14 protein-coding genes and 4 pseudogenes are annotated in these 21,206 nt (G+C 51.1%); 5 read left to right on the forward strand and 13 right to left on the reverse strand.

All coding sequences use genetic code 11. The annotated features are described in order from the left end of the window. Nucleotides 1–115: 115 nt before the first annotated feature. A pseudogene (locus tag LLF79_RS24235) lies at nucleotides 116–801 on the reverse strand (IS3 family transposase); the annotation flags it as partial. 616 nt (nucleotides 802–1,417) lie between these two features. Between LLF79_RS24235 and LLF79_RS24240 the strand changes: the two are divergent. Then, nucleotides 1,418–4,069: an excinuclease ABC subunit UvrA gene (locus tag LLF79_RS24240; protein WP_012561117.1), complete on the forward strand. Its 2,652-nt coding sequence runs from the start codon at nucleotides 1,418–1,420 to the stop codon at nucleotides 4,067–4,069. Nucleotides 4,070–4,140: 71 nt separating this feature from the next. Here the strand turns inward: LLF79_RS24240 and LLF79_RS24245 are convergent. Together LLF79_RS24245 and LLF79_RS24250 are read right to left on the reverse strand one after the other, a co-directional pair. Continuing rightward, nucleotides 4,141–4,440 (reverse strand): annotated as a pseudogene (locus LLF79_RS24245) (transposase); the annotation flags it as partial. A gap of 569 nt (nucleotides 4,441–5,009) precedes the next feature. Beyond that, nucleotides 5,010–6,143: a glutathione-independent formaldehyde dehydrogenase gene (locus tag LLF79_RS24250; RefSeq protein ID WP_022651297.1), complete on the reverse strand. Its 1,134-nt coding sequence runs from the start codon at nucleotides 6,141–6,143 to the stop codon at nucleotides 5,010–5,012. Nucleotides 6,144–6,574: 431 nt separating this feature from the next. Between LLF79_RS24250 and LLF79_RS24255 the strand changes: the two genes are divergently transcribed. Both LLF79_RS24255 and LLF79_RS24260 read left to right on the forward strand, forming a co-directional pair. Further along, entirely contained in the window at nucleotides 6,575–6,901 is a 327-nt protein-coding gene (locus LLF79_RS24255; protein ID WP_022649401.1) for a four-helix bundle copper-binding protein, read from the forward strand. A gap of 447 nt (nucleotides 6,902–7,348) precedes the next feature. Then, nucleotides 7,349–7,945: pseudogene (locus LLF79_RS24260) on the forward strand (LysR substrate-binding domain-containing protein); the annotation flags it as partial. A gap of 41 nt (nucleotides 7,946–7,986) precedes the next feature. On the opposite strand, the gene LLF79_RS24265 reads toward LLF79_RS24260, so the two are convergent. The 5 genes from LLF79_RS24265 to LLF79_RS24285 form a co-directional block, all read right to left on the reverse strand. Further along, complete coding sequence (locus LLF79_RS24265) at nucleotides 7,987–8,646, reverse strand: SDR family oxidoreductase (RefSeq protein ID WP_007897903.1); 660 nt, start codon at nucleotides 8,644–8,646, stop codon at nucleotides 7,987–7,989. Nucleotides 8,647–8,940: 294 nt separating this feature from the next. Then, nucleotides 8,941–9,777 (reverse strand): helix-turn-helix transcriptional regulator, encoded by an 837-nt coding sequence (locus tag LLF79_RS24270; RefSeq protein ID WP_023279881.1) that lies wholly within the window; start codon nucleotides 9,775–9,777, stop codon nucleotides 8,941–8,943. Between the two features lie 75 nt (nucleotides 9,778–9,852). After that, a complete protein-coding gene (locus LLF79_RS24275) occupies nucleotides 9,853–10,704 on the reverse strand; it encodes a DMT family transporter (protein ID WP_023279882.1) in 852 nt (283 codons plus the stop codon). Between the two features lie 106 nt (nucleotides 10,705–10,810). Further along, on the reverse strand, nucleotides 10,811–11,686 hold the full coding sequence (locus tag LLF79_RS24280) for an MBL fold metallo-hydrolase (protein WP_017384065.1): 876 nt from the start codon (nucleotides 11,684–11,686) through the stop codon (nucleotides 10,811–10,813). Between the two features lie 82 nt (nucleotides 11,687–11,768). Beyond that, nucleotides 11,769–12,701: a LysR family transcriptional regulator gene (locus tag LLF79_RS24285; protein WP_158002126.1), complete on the reverse strand. Its 933-nt coding sequence runs from the start codon at nucleotides 12,699–12,701 to the stop codon at nucleotides 11,769–11,771. A gap of 260 nt (nucleotides 12,702–12,961) precedes the next feature. Between LLF79_RS24285 and LLF79_RS24290 the strand changes: the two genes are divergently transcribed. Next, nucleotides 12,962–14,086 (forward strand): alkene reductase, encoded by a 1,125-nt coding sequence (locus LLF79_RS24290; protein ID WP_023279877.1) that lies wholly within the window; start codon nucleotides 12,962–12,964, stop codon nucleotides 14,084–14,086. 95 nt (nucleotides 14,087–14,181) lie between these two features. After that, the gene (locus LLF79_RS24295) at nucleotides 14,182–14,490 is read left to right on the forward strand and encodes a helix-turn-helix transcriptional regulator (RefSeq protein WP_032415288.1); all 309 of its coding nucleotides are present in this window, start codon (nucleotides 14,182–14,184) and stop codon (nucleotides 14,488–14,490) included. 546 nt (nucleotides 14,491–15,036) lie between these two features. Here LLF79_RS24295 and LLF79_RS24300 read toward each other — a convergent pair. From LLF79_RS24300 to LLF79_RS24320, 5 genes and pseudogenes are all read right to left on the reverse strand, one after another. Next, nucleotides 15,037–15,725: pseudogene (locus LLF79_RS24300) on the reverse strand (IS3 family transposase); the annotation flags it as partial. 90 nt (nucleotides 15,726–15,815) lie between these two features. Next, the gene (locus tag LLF79_RS24305) at nucleotides 15,816–16,244 is read right to left on the reverse strand and encodes a hypothetical protein (RefSeq protein WP_017384060.1); all 429 of its coding nucleotides are present in this window, start codon (nucleotides 16,242–16,244) and stop codon (nucleotides 15,816–15,818) included. A gap of 3 nt (nucleotides 16,245–16,247) precedes the next feature. Next, on the reverse strand, nucleotides 16,248–18,365 hold the full coding sequence (locus tag LLF79_RS24310; RefSeq protein ID WP_227880541.1) for a hypothetical protein: 2,118 nt from the start codon (nucleotides 18,363–18,365) through the stop codon (nucleotides 16,248–16,250). Beyond that, on the reverse strand, nucleotides 18,353–20,089 hold the full coding sequence (locus LLF79_RS24315) for a hypothetical protein (protein ID WP_103786860.1): 1,737 nt from the start codon (nucleotides 20,087–20,089) through the stop codon (nucleotides 18,353–18,355). The genes LLF79_RS24310 and LLF79_RS24315 overlap by 13 nt, the downstream gene beginning before the upstream one ends. A 61-nt stretch (nucleotides 20,090–20,150) precedes the next feature. Beyond that, nucleotides 20,151–21,119, reverse strand: a complete 969-nt coding sequence (locus LLF79_RS24320) for an IS5-like element IS903B family transposase (RefSeq protein WP_031942297.1) — start codon at nucleotides 21,117–21,119, stop codon at nucleotides 20,151–20,153. Nucleotides 21,120–21,206 lie beyond the last annotated feature (87 nt).

Consider the following 21,206-nt stretch of genomic DNA (forward strand, 5'->3'; position numbering starts at 1 on the left):
ACCGTCACACCCGGTGGGATTGTTGGGTTTCTCATCGTGAGTTACCGGTTCAATATTCCAGACAGACTCGCGGTTCATTTAAGCATCCATGCCCGCCCTGAACTCCGGGCACACTATAAGTAATATCGGTGACCCAGACCTGGGTGGCCCGGACAACGGTGAACTGCCGCTGCACGAGATTAGGAGCAACGACTGAAGGCCTGCCAGCGATACGACGTGGCGCTTTATAGCCGCGCACAGCTTTAATCCGGTCCAGTTGCATGATCCGACCCACCCGGTTTCTACCACAGGTTTCCCCGATTTCGTTCAGATCGCCATGAACCCGCCGGTAACCGTATACGCCTCCGCTCAGGGAATATGAGTCGCGGATAAGCATCAGCAGGCGCTGGTTATCTTTATCACGCGCCGAGACAGGGTTATGCAGCCACGCATAGAACCCGGCCCGGGCGACATTCAGTACCCGACACATCGTCATCACACCCCATACAGTTCGGTGCTCATTGATAAAGCGGTACTTCAGTCGGGCTCCTTTGCAAAGTACCGCGCGGCCTTTTTCAGGATATCCCGTTCTTCTTCGGTGCGTTTTAGCTGCGCCCGGAGTTTCAGGATCTCGCTTTTAGCTTCCAGTAAATCCCGGGCATGCTGCTCGCTGTTATCAGGTTTGATAGCCCGTAGCCACTTGTAGAGGCGGTGTGCAGAGACGCCCAGACGCTCAGATACTTAGGCGACGGAATAACCGCGTTCCGTTATCTGACGGACGGCTTCTTCCTTAAATTCAGGTGTAAATCGTGGTGTGCCCATACGCTCCTCCTATACTCAAACTATAGGGCAGGATCGTCTACCGGGGCGGGGTCAGTCCAGGGAGCCGTTAACGACCTGATGGCGGTTGTTCTGGAAAGCTATCTTCGGGAGGAATTCCCCGATACGGGCAAACGAAATGAGTCGCAGAAGAGGTCAATCGACGACACCATTTCGATAGTCCGCTCCTATCTCCGTTAACTCTGCCAGGCAGATGTCTGATGGGGTCTAAAACTGTAATGAAAGGAAATGACATATGAAATCACGTGCATTATTCATCTGTATTTTTTAATTGGTACCCGAAACCGCCTGAGTGTCGCCATCAGCTGGGTCTGGAACCACAGCGTCGCGTACCGGGGAGCCCGCATTATCACGGGAGCCAAATCTCCGGTCCCGGGTACGCCGCCAGCCAGTTCTCATACAGAAGGCGGATCCGCAGGGTACCGCTGAAACTTCAGCGGTGTCCCACATGGTACCACCGGGCCCAGCTTCAGCAATCTGTTTCCAGTCACACAAACGCTTTTTTCGACGGGCTTTCTGATCGAGCGGTCCGGCACACCAGATACCGTCACAAGAGGTGGCCTTATTAAGAGCGGACACACCTAGCACAGGAAATTCTATGGCAAAGAAACTTTTCGGTTATCATCCCATCCTGACTGACGACAACAATTCAGTTGTGATTCGCGGTGCTCGCGAGAACAACCTTAAAGAGGTGGATGTTTCCATTCCGCGCAACGCATTGGTTGTTTTTTCGGGTGTGTCAGGCTCGGGTAAGTCTTCACTGGCCTTTGGCACCATTTATGCTGAGGCGCAACGGCGCTACTTTGAATCGGTTGCCCCCTACGCTCGTCGCCTCATTGATCAGGTCGGGGTTCCGGATGTGGATGCCATTGACGGACTGCCGCCAGCCGTTGCGCTTCAGCAACAACGCGGTGCCAGTAACGCGCGCTCCTCTGTCGGCAGCGTGACCACCTTATCCAGTCTGGTGCGAATGATGTACTCACGGGCGGGCGCTTATCCTGCCGGACAACCGATGCTGTATGCCGAGGATTTTTCTCCCAACACGCCGCAGGGGGCATGCCCTTCTTGCCATGGTCTGGGCCATATCTATGAGGTAACTGAAACACTGATGGTGCCCGATCCCTCACTTAGTATCCGTGAAAAGGCTATTGCTTCCTGGCCCCCGGCCTGGCACGGACAGAATCTGCGGGATATTCTGGTGACGCTGGGGTATGACATCGACACTCCCTGGAAAAATCTGCCAGCGGAAGACCGTCAGTGGATCCTTTTTACCGAAGACACCCCCACTGTACCGGTTTTCCCGGGACTGAGTCCGGAAGATACGCGCGAAGCCGTCAGGAAAAAAATGACGCCGGGTTATATGGGGACCTTCACCGGGGCACGTCGTTATGTGCTACATACCTTCGCCAGCACGCAAAGCGCGTTGATGAGAAAACGAGTCTCCCGTTTTATGGAAGGCAAGCTGTGTCCGGTCTGTCACGGGAAAAGACTGAAGTCAGAATCATTGTCCGTCACCTTTGCCGGTGTGGACATTGGTGAATTTATGCAGATGCCCTTAGACCAGCTGGCGGAATTGCTCCTTCCAATCTCCCGGGGGGATTTCAGTGCCCACCACGCCGGCGCAGATGCCGACAGGGATATCACCCGTCGGGATCTGACAGAGCGTGCTGCATCCGGAAAAGCGGTCCATTCCGATAACGCCGATGTCTGCCGGACATCGGCGTTATCGGAAGAGAAACGACTGGCGGCACAACGGCTGACCGGTGGTGTCATGGCCCGGTTGTATCAGTTGCAGAAGCTGGGGCTGGGTTATCTTACGCTGGACAGAGCAACCCCAACTCTATCTGCAGGAGAGCTTCAGCGACTGCGTCTTGCCACGCAACTCAGTTCGATGCTGTTTGGTGTGGTCTATGTTCTTGATGAACCGTCTGCGGGTCTGCACCCCTCAGACAGTAAAGCGCTTTACGATGCGCTTGAGAACCTTCGTGATGCCGGCAACTCGGTGTTTGTCGTTGAACATGATCTTAACCTGATGCGACGGGCGCAATGGCTTGTTGATGTGGGACCGTCGGCTGGTGAACAGGGAGGACATGTTCTCTACAGTGGTATTCCTGAAGATCTGAAAGCCGTCACCCAATCTCGTACCGCGCGTTATTTATTTGATGAAGTCCGGCCACCACAATCTTTTGCCCGTATCCCATCCGGGTGGCTGAAACTGCAGGGGATCCATCGCCACAATCTTAAGTGGATCGATGTTGATATTCCTCTGGGTGTGCTGACAGCCGTGACGGGAGTCTCTGGCTCCGGTAAATCCAGTCTGATTGCCCAGGCCTTACCGGAACTGGTGCTTTCTTCACTTGGCGGTGAGCCAGAAGACGTGCTTTCCGAAGCCAGCGACGCTGAGGGGCCATCCGTAACGGAGAAAACGTACGGTACCCTGACCGGTGATACCGGACTGGTAAAGCGTCTGGTTCAGGTTGACCAGAAACCGATAGGCAGGACCCCCCGTTCAAACCTGGCGACATATACCGGGTTGTTTGATCCTGTTCGTAAGCTCTTTGCCGGAACGACTGACGCCAAACTCCATCATTACGATGCGGGTCAATTCTCTTTCAATGTGGCAAAAGGCCGCTGTGCAACCTGTGAAGGTGAAGGATTCGTCAGCGTGGAGCTGTTGTTTATGCCGAGCGTGTATGCACCGTGCCCGACCTGCCATGGCGCGCGGTATAACCGGGATACTCTCAGGATCTGCTGGCAGGACAAAAATATCGCGGAGGTCCTGCATATGACGGTGGATGAAGCCAGTCAGTTCTTTGCGACTGAAGAACCAGTGGCTCGTCCCCTCCGTCTGCTGAGTGAAATTGGTCTGGGCTACCTGCGTCTGGGACAACCAGCAACCGAGTTATCCGGAGGGGAGGCGCAAAGGATCAAGCTGGCAACCGAACTACAACGTAGCCAACGTGGCCACACGTTGTATATCCTAGATGAACCGACAACCGGCCTGCATGCTTCAGACGCCGACCGCCTCCTTGTGCAGCTGCAGCGGCTTGTTGATGCAGAAAATACGGTGATAATGATTGAACACGATATGCGGGCGGTTACTCAGGCAGACCAGGTTATCGACATCGGTCCTGGAGCGGGACATGAGGGAGGACGCCTGGTTGCCGCAGGAACTCCCGAACAGGTATCGCAGGTCAAAGAAAGCCGTACCGCACAGTATATTGCCAGGGAACTCTCACGGAACGGTTAAAAAGGGCTGTGTCGTCATTGCGTCAATGGCGGCACATTCCCGGCGTGTTCTGTATCAGTAATCTCCCGCAGGTATAATTTCAGCGCATCCCACTGGTTCAGCGCGTACGCGAACGCCTTCGACAGCTCCGAGTGCCGTGACAGCGTTTTCTGCTTTTCACGCAGCCAGCCCTCCAGCGCGGTCAGCAGCGGTACCGCTTTTTCCTGCCGAATGGCCAGCCGTTCCGCCGCGCTTTTGCCCCGGATGCCCGCCTCGATGCCATACAGCTCGCCGATACGGCACAGCGCTTCGGTCGTGGTGTCAGAGGGCGTCCGCACGTGCACGTCCGCCTGCAACACCCCGCTGAACCCCGCAAGATGCGACTGCGGATGTGTAACGCTGGCGTGATAGAAATTTTAAGTCAGTCATCAGGTGTCCACCTAATTAGGGGTCAGTTTGGATATCGAAAATTATTGTACGTCAAGGTTATTTTTTGACCTCTCTACTTTAGCGGGCCTCAGCCGACGAAACTTATCGGAAGCCGGTACCGGCCAGTCTGACTGAAGATGGAAGCAAAATTAATGCTGTGGGCTACCATACCTTCTTTAACAGGTGATTTGTGAACTGCAACTTCTCGGAACGGGAGTTTGCGCAAGGACCGGAAGTCCGCTTTTCGCTCATAGCGGACCGTTCCTGCGCACATGTCTGCTATGTGGTAGAGGCAGACAATACTTACAGCACAGGGCGTTAATAAATACGGAACAGATCAACCGCAGATGCCTCCTCCTGAATGTATTAATTTTGCTATCTCGTCGGCAAAATCAGGGAACAAGTCTGGATATGGAAGCGCCTGGCAGCTGAAAGTATGAATAATAACGCCCTGACAGGATATTTTATTGCACCCTGTCAAAAGTCATACATTCTTTCCCGGTTTTTGCTTTCTCATACCGGATAACTCTATTTAAGGCTTAAGGATAACCTTCGTCCATCCTTCATCCCGCTCATCGAAGTGCTTATATCCGGCAGGAGCCTCTTCAAGCGAAAGACGATGAGAAATTATTTTGCCCGGACTGGCTTTATCGTGATGGATGAGGCGAGACAGCTGACGGTTATAGGCCTTAACGTTCGCCTGGCCGGTACGGATTGCCTGTCCTTTAAACCAGAAACTCCCAAAATCAAATGGCATCTTACCCTCTCTGGCAAGCTCCGATTCAGCCCCCGGATCCTGAGGAATAAAGACGCCAACCACACCAATTCCCCCGGTTGCTTTCGTCGACGCAACAAGACTGTTCATGGTAACAGAGTTATCTTCATGGCCATGTTTGTTACAGCACTGATAGCCAACACATTCGCAGCCACAATCCGTACCGCGTCCATCCGTCAGGTCGAGAATTTTTTGTACAGCTTCATCGCCAGTAGCATTGATGCCCGTCGCCCCCATTTTTTCAGCCAGAGCCAACCGGTCTGTGTGCGTATCAACCACAAACACCTGTGAAGCACCTTTAATGATCGCCGAATGAGCTGCCATCAAACCGACCGGCCCCGCGCCATAAATGGCCACGCTTTCACCAGGCTTCAATCCGGCAAGTTCTGTTGCATGCCAGCCGGTAGGAAAAATGTCAGAGAGCATCACATAATCATCTTCTTTTTCTGCCGCATCAGGGGGAAGAACAAGGCAGTTAAAGTCGGCAAATGGCACCCGAAGAAGTTCCGCCTGACCTCCCTCCCAGGGACCCATTTCAGCAAAACCATAAGCTGCGCCTGCCGTACCCGGATTGGTAGTGAGACAAAAGCCGGTCAGACCTTTTTCACAGTTTTCGCAAAAACCACATCCCACGTTAAACGGCAGACAAACATAGTCGCCCACCTTAATACGTTCAACGCCTGAGCCAATTTCGACCACTTCACCCAGGTTTTCGTGACCCAGAATCCGTCCCTGTTCAAAGCTGGTCCGGCCCTCATACATGTGCAAGTCCGACCCACAAATGTTGGTGGTGGTGATGCGGACGAGTACATCCGTGGGGCGGACAATTTTCGCATCCGGTACGTCTTTTACTTTTACATCATAAGGACCGTTGTAAATTACTGCTTTCATGATCTTCTCCTTCTTGCGTGCGGAAAGGAAATGCTGCCCCGCGGATTGGGGTATCAATCGAGTTTAGCTGCCATAACAGATCTCGCGATCGGCGAAAGGACGATTAGGATGTTTCTTAACTAAGTGCATTGAAGTCTGTAAGACAGGTACTTACCGATGAAGGCTGCCTGGAAAACGTAAAAACATCACACGTTAATCCGGTTTTTTTAAGCAGGCAAGGGATTACGGACAGCTTTGAGCGAGAAGCGGATAAAGTAAATCTATCTCATTTCTGCATTGTGCCAGAAGTAGACATAGGTGAATTAGGTAACCCTAGAGATGCACTTTGAATCAATGATATGAAATGCTGAAAAGGTAATTAACTAATTCAAAATTTGAATAATCAGTTATCTCTTCCATGCTTAATACGTAACCTTAGCTAAGGAGAAATTATGTTAGACGAATACAAAAAATGCATCGAAGCCTGTTATCTATGTGCAACGGCATGTGATAACTGTGCGGCTTCGTGTCTCGACGAAGAGAATCTGGAGATGATGCGCGAGTGCATAAAACTGGATATGCAGTGTGCAAATATCTGCCGTCTTGCAGCTCAATTCATGACACTAAATAGCGGGTCTGCCCAGGATCTTTGCCGTCTTTGCGCTGATGTTTGTCAGAAGTGCGGTGACGAGTGTGGAAAGCATGAACATGACCATTGTCAGGATTGCTCAAGCGCTTGTCATCACTGCGCCGAACAATGCAGAAAGATGGCCGCCTGAGAAAAACTCAAATTACCAAACCCGCTTCGGCGGGGTTTTATATTCCCGGTAATAAGTCGTAGAAGGATGAGATAGATGAGTTTAAGAGTACGGGCGGGAAATAGATCTACTCGAAAGTACTAGCCTCAATGACAAATTCTGGCACAGATTATTTGATTGGCTCAATGTCCGTTTTCGCTGACAGCGGACTGCACCCCGCCGGGGTGACCGCTTCGTGCCAGAATTGGACGTTTCCAAAATCTGCATGCACTAATCGGTGGAGAGCAGATCTCACTGCATAGCCATGCAGACGCGCAGAAATCATCAGGGGCGTTTGAAAGGTGCCGGAAACAGGCGGGAGGCCGCAGAAACGTGCTGAGGGCGCCTGCGGCGGTGCGCCCAAGGGTTGTTATGTTTAATATGGCAGAACTTTCCTGTCGCTATCATTTTGACGCCCGCTATTCGCTCATAGATATGCCTGTCGCGTTTGCGGCTTTACTTGTTATACCCAACCTGCCTGATTTTTATCGCCAGCATCCCGGAATTGAAATTATCCTGAGCAGCTCAGACCGCCGACGGAATATGCTGCATGATGGCCTGGACTGCATACTGAGGGTGGGGGAGCTGGACGATGGCGACTATATCGCAAAGGAGGTGGGAACCGTTAAAATGACGACCTGCGCCAGTCCTGCGTATCTTGATCAACACGGCACCCCGGAAACAATGGACGAGTTGCAGCAGCATCAGGCCGTCAACTGGATTAACAGCAGCAACAGACAAGTTATGCCCTGGACATTCGGGACGTCAGAGGGCTCCACCGAAATTGAACTTCCAGGCAGGCTTGTCGTGGATAACTCAGAAGCCTACATTGCAGCAGGCCTGGCGGGGCTGGGAATACTACAGGGCATGAATATTTTTTTGCAGCCTTATCTCGATCGCGGGCTGTTGGTAGAGGTTCTGCCAGATAATACGTCCCCGAATCGCAAACTGTAACTTCTGTATCCGCACCGCCATCTCTCCCGAAAAGTACGGGCGTTTACCGACTGGCTGGAAAGTTTATTGTAAACGCCTGGGGGCCTGCAGCCTGCTGGTACGTGCGCTGCCTTTTATCGGCCCGCCAGCTTCTGTATGGCTTCACGGACAGGAGCATCGCCAGACGTCAGCTCAATGATGACGCGGCTGACGGCAGGTTGCTCAATGAGTTCAGCCAGCGTAGCCGCCACGTCATCACGGGGCACGTTACCATACGGGATGGCCAGGCCGGCACGTACATAACCCGTACCAGTCTTATCCTGCAGCGCGCCGGGGCGCAGGATCACCCAGTCAAGCTCGCTTTGTGCTAGTTCCACATCGGCCATTTTTTTAACACGCATATAATTTTCGAATGATTCAGAAGTGGTTTCTCCCCGTGCGGACTCCGGGAATGCAGAAACGAGCAGAAAGCGAGACACACCGGCACTGAGGGCGGCAGCTACCGACTTTTTCAGCCCTTCGCCGTCGACCGCATTGGTCATCTCCTGTCCCCCCTTACCGCCGGCACCGGCAGTAAACACCACTGTATCACTACCTGCAAAGTGCATCGCCAGCGCAGCTGCATCCAGCTCTGTCAGGCTCCCACTGACGGGCTCAGCACCCAGCTCGCCTAGCAATGCCTGCTGCTCTGGCTTACGGTAGAGGGCACGAACAGCATGCCCCCTACCTGAAAGGATCCTGCACAGACGCTGGCCGATTTTGCCTGCACCACCGATAATGAAAACATGAACCACAGTTGTCTCCTTCTGGGGTTATGATGTGTCCGAAATTATAACCTGACATCAGGTCAGTTCCTTTGAGCCTGACCGATTGCACTGCATGCTGCTGCCAGCACCAGACAGCTGGTCAGATACTCAGTTGTTCTTATAGCTGAGAACAACAGCCGTACCGATTTAGCTCTCCCGTCACGATGAGAACTCCTGAACCGGTTACACGCAATGCCGGCCAATATCTTCCGTTATATTCGAAAGATCCACGCAAGTTACTGAAGTGCGAGGGACGCAATGTGTACCTTGAACGAACTGAAGTCAGCGGAACCCTGAAGGTTCGATTCCATAGCGTTCAGAAAACTGCTTGCTGAAGCTCGATAGTGAATTGTAACCCACCCGCCCCGCGACCGTTTTTACCGGCAGCGTCGATGTCATCAGCAGGCGGAGAGCCTCCGCGATACGTGCATCGGCGATAACTGAGCGTAAGCTGGTTGACTCACTGGCCAGGTGGCGCCGAAGCGTGGGGCCACTGAGTCCCGTCAGATCTTCAATTTCAGCAGCACTCCAGGGATGAGCCGGTTTGTCCGCTACCATCTGACGGATTTTCATGGCCAGACTTGGCTGCCGGGCTCGCAGCAAAGCATGGTATCCCATGCCATAAAGCCAGAGCACCACTTCAACCATGGCGTGCAGGGAAAGCGGACGCTTCCCTTCCCGCATTGCGGCTGTCCAGCGGTTAAGGGGTGAAAGAAGAGCTGATACGGAAATGGCTGCGATGCTGCCGGTGTCCTGTGGTGGTGGTGCGGCAAGTAACAGCCTGGCTGCTTCAAGCTGTTCCTCCGCGAGCACCACGCTCAGGGCAACAAACTCACCACTTTGTTCTGAAGGGGCATATTCTATATCGATGCTACGGGCATTCGGGACGACCATAATCTCGCCCGGGATCACCCGGTGCCATTTCTCATTTTCACGATACCGGAATTCTCCTTCCAGCGGGAAGGAAAGGGTCGCACCTTCCACCTCGAACTTCTTTACCTGATGCGTCTGTTCTGCGCGAAGGCAATCGCAGGGAAGTGGAAAACGGGAGCGTGCCAGGGTAAGAAGCTCAGCGAGGAGATCATCAACGGGAGAATCGGAAAAGCTGACTGTTTGCATATTCATCCGGAATTTGACTTTGACCGCTATTATACGTCGCCATATACAAAAGCATACAGCGACGCGTGCGGTTGTCTATTCCCGGATGACAAAAATCAGGCCGATTATAGTTATTGCCATACCCACAAGCATGGGCAATGTAATGGCCTCTCCAAACAGCAACCACGCTTCAGCTGCCGTGAGAATGGGAACCAGGTAAAAGTAAGTAGCGACTTTGGTTGCTTCACCGCTTCGTATCATAAAAATCAGCAACATAATCGCCAGAACCGATACGCCAATAACCAGCCAGCCCAGACCCAGCGCAAATGATAAGCTCCACTGCGTCGGAGCAGATTCGAACATCAGGCTAATTGCACCCATCGATATTGTCAAAGTGACGTACTGTAAAAACGTGTTCGCAAAGATATGTCCATCTCCCTGAGCACGGCGCTGATAAAGCGCTCCGATCGTTACGCCAAATAACCCCAGCATGACCGACCCAAAAGCCACAGGATCCAGTGCAAAACTATGCTGGCCTGGCGAGAGCACCAGGAAAACGCCCGCAAAGCCAATCGCAATACCCAGCCATTTCCGGGGATGCAGGGACTGACGGTGCATGAGTGAAACCAGTATTGCAGTCAGTACCGGCTGCAGGCCGGTGATGAGCGCCACAATGCCTGACGGCATGCCACGATGGATGGCATAAAAGCATCCGCCCAGAAAGAAGCTCTGCAGGAAAAGTCCGACAATCAGGTTGCGAACCATTCCTCTGCCGGACGGAAAACGGGCCCTGAACCCCAGTGTAAGCAGCAGAAGGACCAGACAGGAAAATGCGCCACGCAGGAATAAAAGATGAAACGGCGCGCTGTACTGCACGGTAAATTTGGCTGCGACAAACCCTGACTCCAGAGGAATACAAAAAGCCAGGGCGCAAGAGTAATGAGCCATTTTTTTGTGAGGCAGTGATATTCATAGTATTGCAGGTGGGTTCTTGTCGGGCGATATGAAAGGGGATCTTCCCGGTCACTATTGTGTGCACCGGGAAGGAAGGTGATCAGACTGCGGGTGACCACAGGTCGTAATTCAGTGCGAAGCTGTTACCTTCACGGATAACCTTACCGGTAGTAGGCAGGTTGAAGTGCATACCACTGACAGCCAGGTTATCGCTCGCTGCGCGGTCAAGCACTTTGCTACGGATGGCCGCCGCCGCCGCAGGATCGCTGTCGAACGCGATAGTAACGTCAGGCTGAGCAACCTGAATGTGCGGGAAGTGAACAATATCACCCCAGATGAGCAGCGACTCTTTTTCATCACCCAGCAGATAACCGGTATGTCCTGGTGTATGGCCGAACAGCGGTACAGTCTGAATACCTGGTAAAATCGCTTCCTCGCGGAATGGCACCAGTTTGTCGTCATAAGCGCTGAAGGCGTTCCTTGCTACTTCAAAGAACGGCTTGAATGCGTCAGGCGCGCCAGCGGAAATGGTTTCATCACGCCAGAAAGCGAGTTCTTTCTCATGCACAAACAACTGCTGAACATTGCGGAAAACGGGAGTTTGCAGGGGGCCTGCAAGCCCGCCGATATGGTCAGGATGCGCGTGAGTCAGGAGAAGGGTATCAATCTGAAGCGGGTCAATGCCTGCCGCGGCCAGGGCTACCTGAAGCCGACCGCCCCAGCCATTGATACCTCCGGCACCACTGTCAATCAGGATGGTTCGCTCAGGCGTCTGGATAACGTAGACGTTGATATTAATACGGGGTACTGCTGGCACACCGCGCTTCTGCAGTAAATCCTCGGCACGTGAGCCGTCAATACCAGACAGCAGCTCAAAAGATACGTCCAGATAGCCATCACTCAGCATGGTCACAGTCATGTCACCTACTTTTTTGCGATTGATAGCCGGGGCCTGCCAGTTCAGTTGTGAAGTCATATTGGTCTCCGTTACGATTAGAGGTCATCAGGTTTTACTTTAGCAATAGTAACGAAATTTCTGGTTCGAACTGCTCATCCTGCTACGTAAACCGCTCATTCTTAAAATCCGGAGCACAGCAGGTTATATTGCTTTTGCCTTTCTCATGTAAGGTGTCGGTATTATCTTTACCGGAGCCTGTAATGGACATTATTGGAATTATCATGTCGGCGGGAAAAGCCTCTGACCAGTCCTCAAGCACCCGACAATAGTGTCCCGCCTCAATCCCCGCCAGGGCAGAAGACTCCGGCAGGTAGGCCAGGCCGTAGCCATCTTTTACTGCCTGAAGCATTGGATAAATGCTTGAAAAAGTAAGCTGCCCGTCCACTTTTTTCACAATCTCCCCCTGCCTGACAAATTCCCAGCCATACAGCGGGCCTGTGGGTGACAGACGTATATTGATGCAGTCATGTTTTTCCAGCTGAGAGGGATGTAGCGGCAGACCTCTTTCTGCAAGATAGGTGGACGATCCAATGACGACAAACCGTATGTCCGGTGCGATTCGGACGGCCACCATATCCTTTAATATGTCATCACCAATTCGGACTCCGGCATCAAAATTGCCCTCAACAATGTCGACAAAACCGTTCTGCTGCGACATTTCCACCTTGATATCCGAATATTTTTTTAGTAACGGTGACAATCGTGGCCAGAGACATTCATGAATCATGTGATCTGATACCGTAAGTCTGACCAGCCCAGCCGGTGTATGGCGCAGTCTCTGAAGAGCTGTCACGCCCGCTTCAATGCGCGCAAGACCGGGTTCAAGCGTCAGTAATAATTGTTTACCGGCTTCGGTGACAGCCACCCGCCTGGTTGTACGCATAAGTAACGGCATGCCAACGCGCTCCTCGAGACGACGTATCGTGTGTGAAAGCGTGGATGCCGAGATCCCGAGGCGGACAGCAGCCCGTGAAAAACTGCACTCCTGTGCTACTGCCATGAATGCAACATAGTCATTAAAATCGTGACGCATACCGTTCCCGTTCAGGATCTCCGATAACATTATCAGAACCATTTAGGTTCATGATGCCGATTCTGTGAGCCATCAGGCAACCCCCCCGTTCCGCTCATCCGATCATAATTTTTATAAATCTAGATATTGGTAAATCTCAATATGTGGAATAAAGTGTCGTGGTTCTGCGGCTACATCGGCCGAACGACGACATGCCAGGTCGTAAATGCTGAGACATGGCGTTTCAGTGATATTGAAAATTCGCTATATCAGGATATGTAATGAAGACGAAAAACCTGTTCTCTCCCACCAGACTAGGTCCCTACACCCTGAAGAATCGTGTTGTACTTCCGCCTTTAACCCGCTCACGGAGCTCACAACCGGGTGATATTCCGAACGAACTGATGGCTGAATATTACGCACAGCGCAGCAGTGCCGGGTTTATGGTGACCGAAGGAACACAAATCGAACCTCGTGGGCAGGGTTATGCGTGGACCCCGGGGATCTACAGCTCACGGCAAGTGGAAGGCTGGAAGAAAGTGACGCGGGCAGTGCATGAAAAAGAAGGCATCATTTTTGCCCAGCTCTGGCATGTCGGAAGAGTATCCCATAACTCCCTGCAGCCATGTAACGCCTCGCCTGTCGCTCCGTCGGCGATACCGGCAGGGGAAAACGTTAAGGTATTCATCGAAACCGGGCCGGGAGAGGGTGCGCTGGCTACCGCTTCCTGCCCCCGCGCACTGGAAAAAGAGGAAATTAGTGAGATTGTCAGGATGTACGCCGGGGCAGCTCAGAACGCCCTTGATGCCGGTTTTGACGGTGTGGAAATTCACTGTGCAAATGGATACCTGGTTAACCAGTTCATGTCATCCCATAGCAACAAAAGAGAGGATGAATATGGTGGCTCATTACATAACCGGCTGCGGTTTCTGCGCGAAGTGACGCAGGCTGTCGCTGATGTGGTCGGTAAAGACCGTGTGGGAGTCCGTTTTGCTCCGCTCTTTCAGACCACGGATGAAGTAAGGGTCTATCTTGGCCTGGTGGAAGATGATCCCCATGAAACCTATACCGAAGCCGTTAAAATTCTTGAAGAAATCGGAATAGCCTATATTTCTCTTGCTGAAGCCGACTGGGATGATGCTCCCGAATTGCCTGAAGCATTCAGAGCTGAAGTCCGTAAGTTATTCAGCGGTGTAATTATGTATGCCGGGCGATATACGCAAGAAAAAGCCGAACGGATTATCGGTGCTGGCTGGGGAGACATTATCGGATTTGGCCGCCCGTTCATAGCTAATCCGGATTTACCGCAGCGCCTTTATCATGAATGGCCACTGAATCCGGTCGATCCAACAACCATGTATGGTGGAACGGCAAAAGGCTACACAGATTATCCCGCCTTTGGCTAACCATTCTTATGAGCATCAGCTTTTCAAAAGCTGATGCTTAACGTAGAGAAGTATCGTAACATTGCAATTCCTCAATGCGACAAGTGACAGAGTTTATGCCTGATATTGATTTGAATGACGTGATTAAGGCGCTGGGAAACCCTGTTAGAAGAAAAATTCTGCATATGCTCAAGGAACCGAAAATACACTTCCATCAGCCTTATGCTGATGCGGACGAGTTCGGTGTGTGTGTCAGTATCATTCAGGAAAAGGTCGGGCTCTCACAGTCTACCGTTTCTCTTTACCTCTCAGCTCTTCAACGGGCACAACTTGTTACTTCTCAGCGCATCGGTCCCTGGACGTACTACAAACGTGACAATGATAAAATAAGGGTTGTTCTTGAGTTGCTGAAAAATACAATCTGATACAGGACTGAGCACATTCAGTGTAACAGTACCGGGGGTTCGTACTTGCGATCCCGGCAGGCATTCCATGAAAGCGCACTAATTCCTCAATATCAGGCTGCAGACCGGTCATAAGAGGCTAATAGTTTTGCAAAATATCCACCAGTTTGGGTCAAATCACTCTGTCGGTTGGTGTGCATACTCGGTGCAAGGACCTGCAGATATTTAAGATGGCGGATAGCTTGTTACAGTGCCGCTGATGACATTCCGACCCTGTTGCCGTCCGGGTAAGATAATACCTCTGACAGCGGTCATAAAAGCCCAACATAATTGTCTTTCGAGCCATATATTAATCGCTCATCGCGCTCTCTTTTTCGAAGAGGTGTCACTTAATCATGATCGGTCAGTACAAAAAGACAGTGCTTTTCCAAATTCCGGACGGTTGTATGCGAAAACGGTGAAGCTCAACAAATGGTGTCATCGCTGTGCAATGCTCTGCGGGCTCATTCTTTCAGTTAACTGTTTGGTTACAGCTTCAATGAAGTATTTCAGTTAATTCACAGCGAGGGTTTGAGGAAACCACGCTGTGATTACCCAACGCTCATCCGGAGCATCCGGATTGAACTGTCGCTGGAGCTTGTTGGGCGACACGATACTGGCCTCGCCTTTACATGCCCTCGGGCTCCGGTATCCGACCTGAGCCTTTATCCCGACACGTTTCATCAGTCGCCAGACTCTGTTCACTCCGCACTGTTGCCCGCTGTCCCGCAGATCCAGATGGATTTTGCGATAACCATAGACGCATCCCGATTCCAGCCAGAACTGTTTAATCTGTCCTGTCAGTCTCAGGTCTGCCTGATGGCGTTGTGAATGCGGCTGCTGAAGCCAGGCGTAAAAACCACTGGGATGTTCATCCAGCACCCGACAGAGCAGGCGAACAGGCCAGCAATAGGTGTTGTCACGAATAAAGGCGTACCTCAGTCGGACAGCTTTGCGAAGTACGCCGCGGCTTTTTTTAATATGTCCCGTTCGTCGGTAACCCGCTTCAGCTCTTTCTGAAGACGGCGGATCTCGGCCTGAGCATCTGACTGTTCTTTATTAGTGGAAGAATCCGGACCGTAGTTCTTTATCCAGGCGTAAAGGCTGTGGGTGGTGATATCGAGACGCGTTGCAACGCTGGCAACAGAATAACCGCGATCAACAACCTGTTTGACTGCTTCAATTTTAAACTCTTCAGGATAACGCTTACCGCTCATGGGCACCTCTCTTTAAGTCATCTTAAATGACTCTGAGGTGTCTGTTAAACCTGTGGCGATTCACCTCGCGTCCTTCCGTTCAGTATAGCCTCAGTCCCTGACACCACCCGAGAACGGAATGACGTCCCCTTTCTCCCTCCCGGTGTTGCGTTCAAGCTCCCTGACATACTGCTGTAAAAGTATAAGGTTATGTAACAGCTCTACATTTTCAGCCATCATCTTTTTGATTTCTTCCCTCAGCTCATTTCTCTGACGGCGATACTTTTCTTTCAGCTTGATCTGCTGCTCAATGCCCTGCTCATCAACCGGCGCGGTGCCCTGGCACGTTTTTTTCAGACTGCGGATAGCCTCCCTGACCTGCCTGTACTCAGGACAGTTATAATTCAGGGTGCCGTTTGCCAGCCCCGCTCGTTTTTCCACAGCATACTGGCTGATACGCTCCCCTGATAACATCAGTTCCCTCAGGGCCTGCTCTGCTCTTGCCTGTGTTTTTTTAACCCCCGACTGTTCGTTCGTCATGCTCTATTCATCCTTTTCAAAAAAACGGACAGCATCTGCATAAAAATCTCTCTCAAGCATCAGAAAATCCCTGTCAGCCTGAGGAGCATTATTTCGCACGGCAATCTCCAGAAGGTTGTCATAATGAGCCATCCTGCGTTTCCACACGGGAACAGAATCAGCTCCGGCCAGCATGTTCTCACATCCCGGATTGCAGGACGCTGACTGAACAACCGCCTTAAACTCGCAGTCATGGCCATTCATGCAATAAAAACCGTTTCCAAGAGATACCAGTTTTTGCCCGCCTCGTTTAGCCATGCTCATCGCTTTTTTCAGTGTAGGAAACGTCATCTGATGTAAGTGCCCACCTCTCTGGGACATCAGTAACTTCCCGCCTTCGCCATAAAGCAGGCCTTCATGCTGATAAGAAACAGCCCTGGAAGCTGAGAGTTCGGTATCAACCCTCTCAATCTCGGCAGCGAATGCCTGAGGGATCGCCCGGCTAAAATGCGAAGCGTTGAGTGCACCGGACATATACCACTCCGTCATGCCTCTGATTAAGTGCTTAAACTGCCGGATAAGATCATTAGTAGAAATCAGATCAAGACGCCTGAGGTGTACAGCAAGTGAACGGCGAAACTGATGGGTTCGCAATGGCCAGAAAGCCCCCTCCCGAATCTCCATCGCAACGCGTTCATCATCACGTATGTTTGGATTTAAAAGCCTGAACTCATCAATATGGTCACGTCGGATGAACAGATGGTGTCTTTTCACAAATTTCTTTGCCCACTCAGTCTGGCGCTGCGTCCCCATAAAAGAGAGTTTTTGCTCCGAGAACCACGACCTGATATTTAAAGACAATGGAACATTGTCCAGCGTCTTCCCGTCCAGGCCTGTCATGATTTGATTAATTCTGCGTAAATGCTGAAAAGGCTTTTCCACATAGCGACAAACAACCCAGTCTTCGTGACTTCCACCTTCCGGGGCGAACTTATGCAACACCGAACGAAGTCCCAGGATATCACCATCATAAATCAGTGAACCGTGCATCACGCCAAGCACTTCGCTGTGTCTCATCCCCGACATGGCCTGTATCACATTCATGACTTTTAACGTCAGCTCAAAATGCCAGGTGTTCAGCTTTATGTGATCAACGCCAATAAAATCAGATCTCCAGCGCTTATTTTTATGTACCGAGAACCAGCCCTGCATCCCGGGGCCAAGTGTCGCGAAAAGCGGCCGAATTTCCCCGGCAACAATATTGTAGTAATACGCGGCCCGGTAATCCGGTATGCTTTTTGCTGTCCCTCTTTTACGGGCTTCCAGCATCGACGTATAGTAAGGCGAATCATAAAAACCGTTTATGATAGCGCACAGCCGGGAAAACCCGTCAAAATCGAAATCACTGATTTCAGCATCCAGTTCAGTAATCAGCCCTTCCCAGACAGACATCATAAGACTGAAAGGCATACAATATGTCTGGTTTGAATCATCCACACTGTTGTAACTGTCGAAGCTAATATCAGGAAAGTAACCGTATTTTCGAAGACGGGTATGACCTGTCAGCGAGATATCCGCCAGGTCCATAAAGTAATTACGTAATGTTCTTTCAGAACGCTTCCTGCCGTGCTCATCCTCCTCCTTCATCTTTACAATGAAAGCATTCCGGACAAGCGGAAAACGAAGCTGAAACAGACTGCGATACCCCATAGACTCAATAATACGGGCTCCCGCCACAATGTTTGCACATTTCCGGATCAGGGACTGCGTCTTCGCGGTCCTGCCGACAATCCAGAGCAGGCTGGCTGAGATGATTTTGGCTTCAAGACGCAGTTCAGGATCCCGTATGCCTGAAAAATTAACGGTTCTTAACGTTTCACCAATATGGGTTCTGACATAGCGATTGGTCCAGACATCATCCCTGAAATAAATATTCAGCGTCTCCTCATTGATAAAACGCATATCATGTTCATCTGAGCTGGCGATAACCAGGCAGTTATTCAGACGTTCAAAGCTTTTGTTTTCTAGTGCCTCACAGATGATATCCTCAGTCGGAAACTCATCCCCTGAACGAAGCGGCGTTCCGGCAGGAAACTCCGCCATTCGACTACGGCTTACCTCTTTTTTCTTCAAATCTGCCATACCGGAGCCACACCTTCTCGCTGAAGTTTAACGCGCGCTTTTTTCAGGATCGCCTCATCTACCAGCCCAAGCCGTAAATCAATCTTCAGGAGTAACGTTTCATAACGCTCCACAGCATTGACCGAACCGATGTACAACGGTTTTCCATACTCGATAGCATGCCTGAATGACAGCAGGAGCCATACAGACTCCAGCGTTTCCACAACGCAACTTTTTGAACATTCGACACAATGAGAAAAATCCGCACAAGCCTTTGGTGTCCGGCCAAATCGTTTTTGCTTTTTTATAAAGCGCAATTCAATATCTGTAGGCGGCTCCTGCGATCGACATCCCAGGCCATTCAATAAAAGATCCACACCCTCATCGCTTCCACGCAGATCGATCCCCAGCTCATCAGCAACTTTTACCCGCTCGGATAACGCACGTGTCGCAATCCCCTGATTCATAAGCGTATCAAGTGCAGCACTGAAGTTTTCCTTCGCCCCCTGTGGGTTACCTGCAGCATAATTCCGCCTGTAAGTGCCCCAGTTATGCTGTGCTTTTTCCGCCGTAATCAGACCATTCTTTAATGTTCTGTCCGTATACTGCTCAGACGTTTTGCGCAAGCCAGAAACGGTAATTGATGGAAGCGAGGGATTAAGCTGCCGCATCGTGGCCCACGCCCCCTCAGAGTTAGAAAATTTAGTCAGATGACTGGGATTAAGAGAATAAAGCTTACGGAATTTCACCTGCGGCTCACTCAGAAACAGCGCCTGTACCGGAGGGAAGTTATCTGCGGAAACCAGATAGTTAACGATGTCGTCCCTGAGCCTGATAAAAGACAGAAACCAGTAATAGCCCGCACGTTTGGTCACATACTCCGATTTACCTATCGTCAGACGTATATACTTATTCGCTCTCCCCTTATAAACATAATCAGTGCTGATACCCTTTTCATCCAGATGTATATCATCCCGCGTCAGACCCAGAACCTGAGAGGTGTTTCCCCATGTGTGGTAACAGAACAGAAAAAAAGAAGTAAGAAAGTAATTTTCCAGAACGTCCCTGATGATGATCTCTGCCCTGCTGACCCCGTTCTCTCCCGGATACCGGAAATACGCTTCATAAACAGGTGCCAGCAAAGACGGTGAGAAATGCCGCACCCCTTTTTCCGATTTAGCGATATGCTCCCGGATACATCCCGCAAGGAACTCATTCATGGATGACAACTGCCTCAGGATCTCGGAAAGTTCATTCCTGGTATAGCTATCCCTTCCCTGCTGCTGATACGTTCCTTTCGGTAAGAATTCATATTCATACCGCCTCTGAATCTGCCCGCCCGTAAGCAAAAACCGGTTGACCACGGACAAGTAGTGTCTTGCCATCCTGACTGAAATTTTTCGCCGACGAATATCGTTCATGAGATGTTTAATATACATTTCAACGCCTTCAGCCGTGCCATAGTCATACTGATTGACTGACTGCCATATAAAAAACATATTGAGATAACGGAAAATGGTTAACCTTCCGGCGGGACGGTAAGACAGAAGAAATCGTTTCAGAGAGGCAATAAAATCGCGTTTTTCAGGGCGGGCAAGATGCGAATGTTCACTAAACCATCCGGGGAGCAACACATAATCTGAAAAATGAGCCTGAAGATAAACGTCAAGTAAATAATATCGGTTCAGATCCCGCTGAGTGATGTGTCCGCTGACCGTCTCCCATGACAGCACATTTTCGGCCATCCACGGGCTTTGTTGAATAAATCAGATTTCGGGTAAGTCTCCCCCGTAGCGGGTTGTGTTTTCAGGCAATACGCACGCTTTCAGGCATACCTGCTTTCGTCATTTTGTTCAGCGCTCGTACCAGGGCCATAGCCTCCGCAACCTGACCATCGTAGTCACGCAGCGTCAGTGAACCCCCGAACAGCTGTTTTACCCGGTACATCGCCGTTTCCGCTATCGAGCGACGGTTGTAATCTGTTGTCCATTTCCACCGCGCATTACTCCCGGTCATTCGCTGATTAGCCACTGCACGGTTACGGTCTGCATATTCACCGGGCCAGTAACCCGCACCTTTTCGGGGAGGGATAAGCGCGCTGATTTTCTTACGCCGCAGTTCATCGTGACATAGCCGGGTATCGTAAGCGCCATCGGCGGCGGCTGACCTGATTTTCCGGTGGGTTTGCCGGATTAACCCGGGGAAGGCCTCTGAGTCCGTAACATTGTTCAGCGACAGGTCAGCGCAGATGATTTCATGTGTTTTACTGTCAACGGCGAGATGCAGCTTACGCCAGATACGGCGGCGTTCCTGGCCATGCTTTTTGACTTTCCACTCGCCTTCACCGAAGACCTTCAGCCCGGTGGAATCAATTACCAGGTGTGCGATTTCACCCCGGGTGGACGTTTTGAAACTGACATTAACCGACTTTGCCCGCCTGCTGACACAGCTGTAATCCGGGCAGCGTAGCGGAACGTTCATCAGAGAAAAAATGGAATCAATAAAGCCCTGCGCAGCGCGCAGGGTCAGCCTGAATACGCGTTTAATGACCAGCACAGTCGTGATGGCAAGGTCAGAATAGCGCTGAGGTCTGCCTCGTGAAGAAGGTGTTGCTGACTCATACCAGGCCTGAATAGCTTCATCATCCAGCCAGAAAGTTATGGAGCCACGGTTGATGAGGGCTTTATTGTAGGTGGGCCAGTTGGTGATTTTGAACTTTTGCTTTGCCACGGAACGGTCTGCGTTGTCGGGAAGATGCGTGATCTGATCCTTCAACTCAGCAAAAGTTCGATTTATTCAACAAAGCCTGAGAAAGTAATAATTAAGTCATGCTCAACTCTACATTTTACATTGAGGATGGCG

Origin of the sequence: Enterobacter cloacae complex sp. 2021EL-01169 (assembly GCF_020733125.1) — a bacterium.
Taxonomy (GTDB): Bacteria; Pseudomonadota; Gammaproteobacteria; order Enterobacterales; family Enterobacteriaceae; genus Enterobacter; species Enterobacter roggenkampii.

Bases quoted from the DNA above. Each gene is read 5' to 3' on its own strand.
- LLF79_RS24240 (WP_012561117.1), top strand. From the start codon at position 1,418: ATGGCAAAGAAACTTTTCGGTTATCATCCCATCCTGACTGACGACAAC.
- LLF79_RS24250 (WP_022651297.1), bottom strand. From the start codon at position 6,143: ATGAAAGCAGTAATTTACAACGGTCCTTATGATGTAAAAGTAAAAGAC.
- LLF79_RS24255 (WP_022649401.1), top strand. From the start codon at position 6,575: ATGTTAGACGAATACAAAAAATGCATCGAAGCCTGTTATCTATGTGCA.
- LLF79_RS24270 (WP_023279881.1), bottom strand. From the start codon at position 9,777: ATGCAAACAGTCAGCTTTTCCGATTCTCCCGTTGATGATCTCCTCGCT.
- LLF79_RS24275 (WP_023279882.1), bottom strand. From the start codon at position 10,704: ATGGCTCATTACTCTTGCGCCCTGGCTTTTTGTATTCCTCTGGAGTCA.
- LLF79_RS24280 (WP_017384065.1), bottom strand. From the start codon at position 11,686: ATGACTTCACAACTGAACTGGCAGGCCCCGGCTATCAATCGCAAAAAA.
- LLF79_RS24285 (WP_158002126.1), bottom strand. From the start codon at position 12,701: ATGCGTCACGATTTTAATGACTATGTTGCATTCATGGCAGTAGCACAG.
- LLF79_RS24290 (WP_023279877.1), top strand. From the start codon at position 12,962: ATGAAGACGAAAAACCTGTTCTCTCCCACCAGACTAGGTCCCTACACC.
- LLF79_RS24295 (WP_032415288.1), top strand. From the start codon at position 14,182: ATGCCTGATATTGATTTGAATGACGTGATTAAGGCGCTGGGAAACCCT.
- LLF79_RS24305 (WP_017384060.1), bottom strand. From the start codon at position 16,244: ATGACGAACGAACAGTCGGGGGTTAAAAAAACACAGGCAAGAGCAGAG.
- LLF79_RS24310 (WP_227880541.1), bottom strand. From the start codon at position 18,365: ATGGCAGATTTGAAGAAAAAAGAGGTAAGCCGTAGTCGAATGGCGGAG.
- LLF79_RS24315 (WP_103786860.1), bottom strand. From the start codon at position 20,089: ATGGCCGAAAATGTGCTGTCATGGGAGACGGTCAGCGGACACATCACT.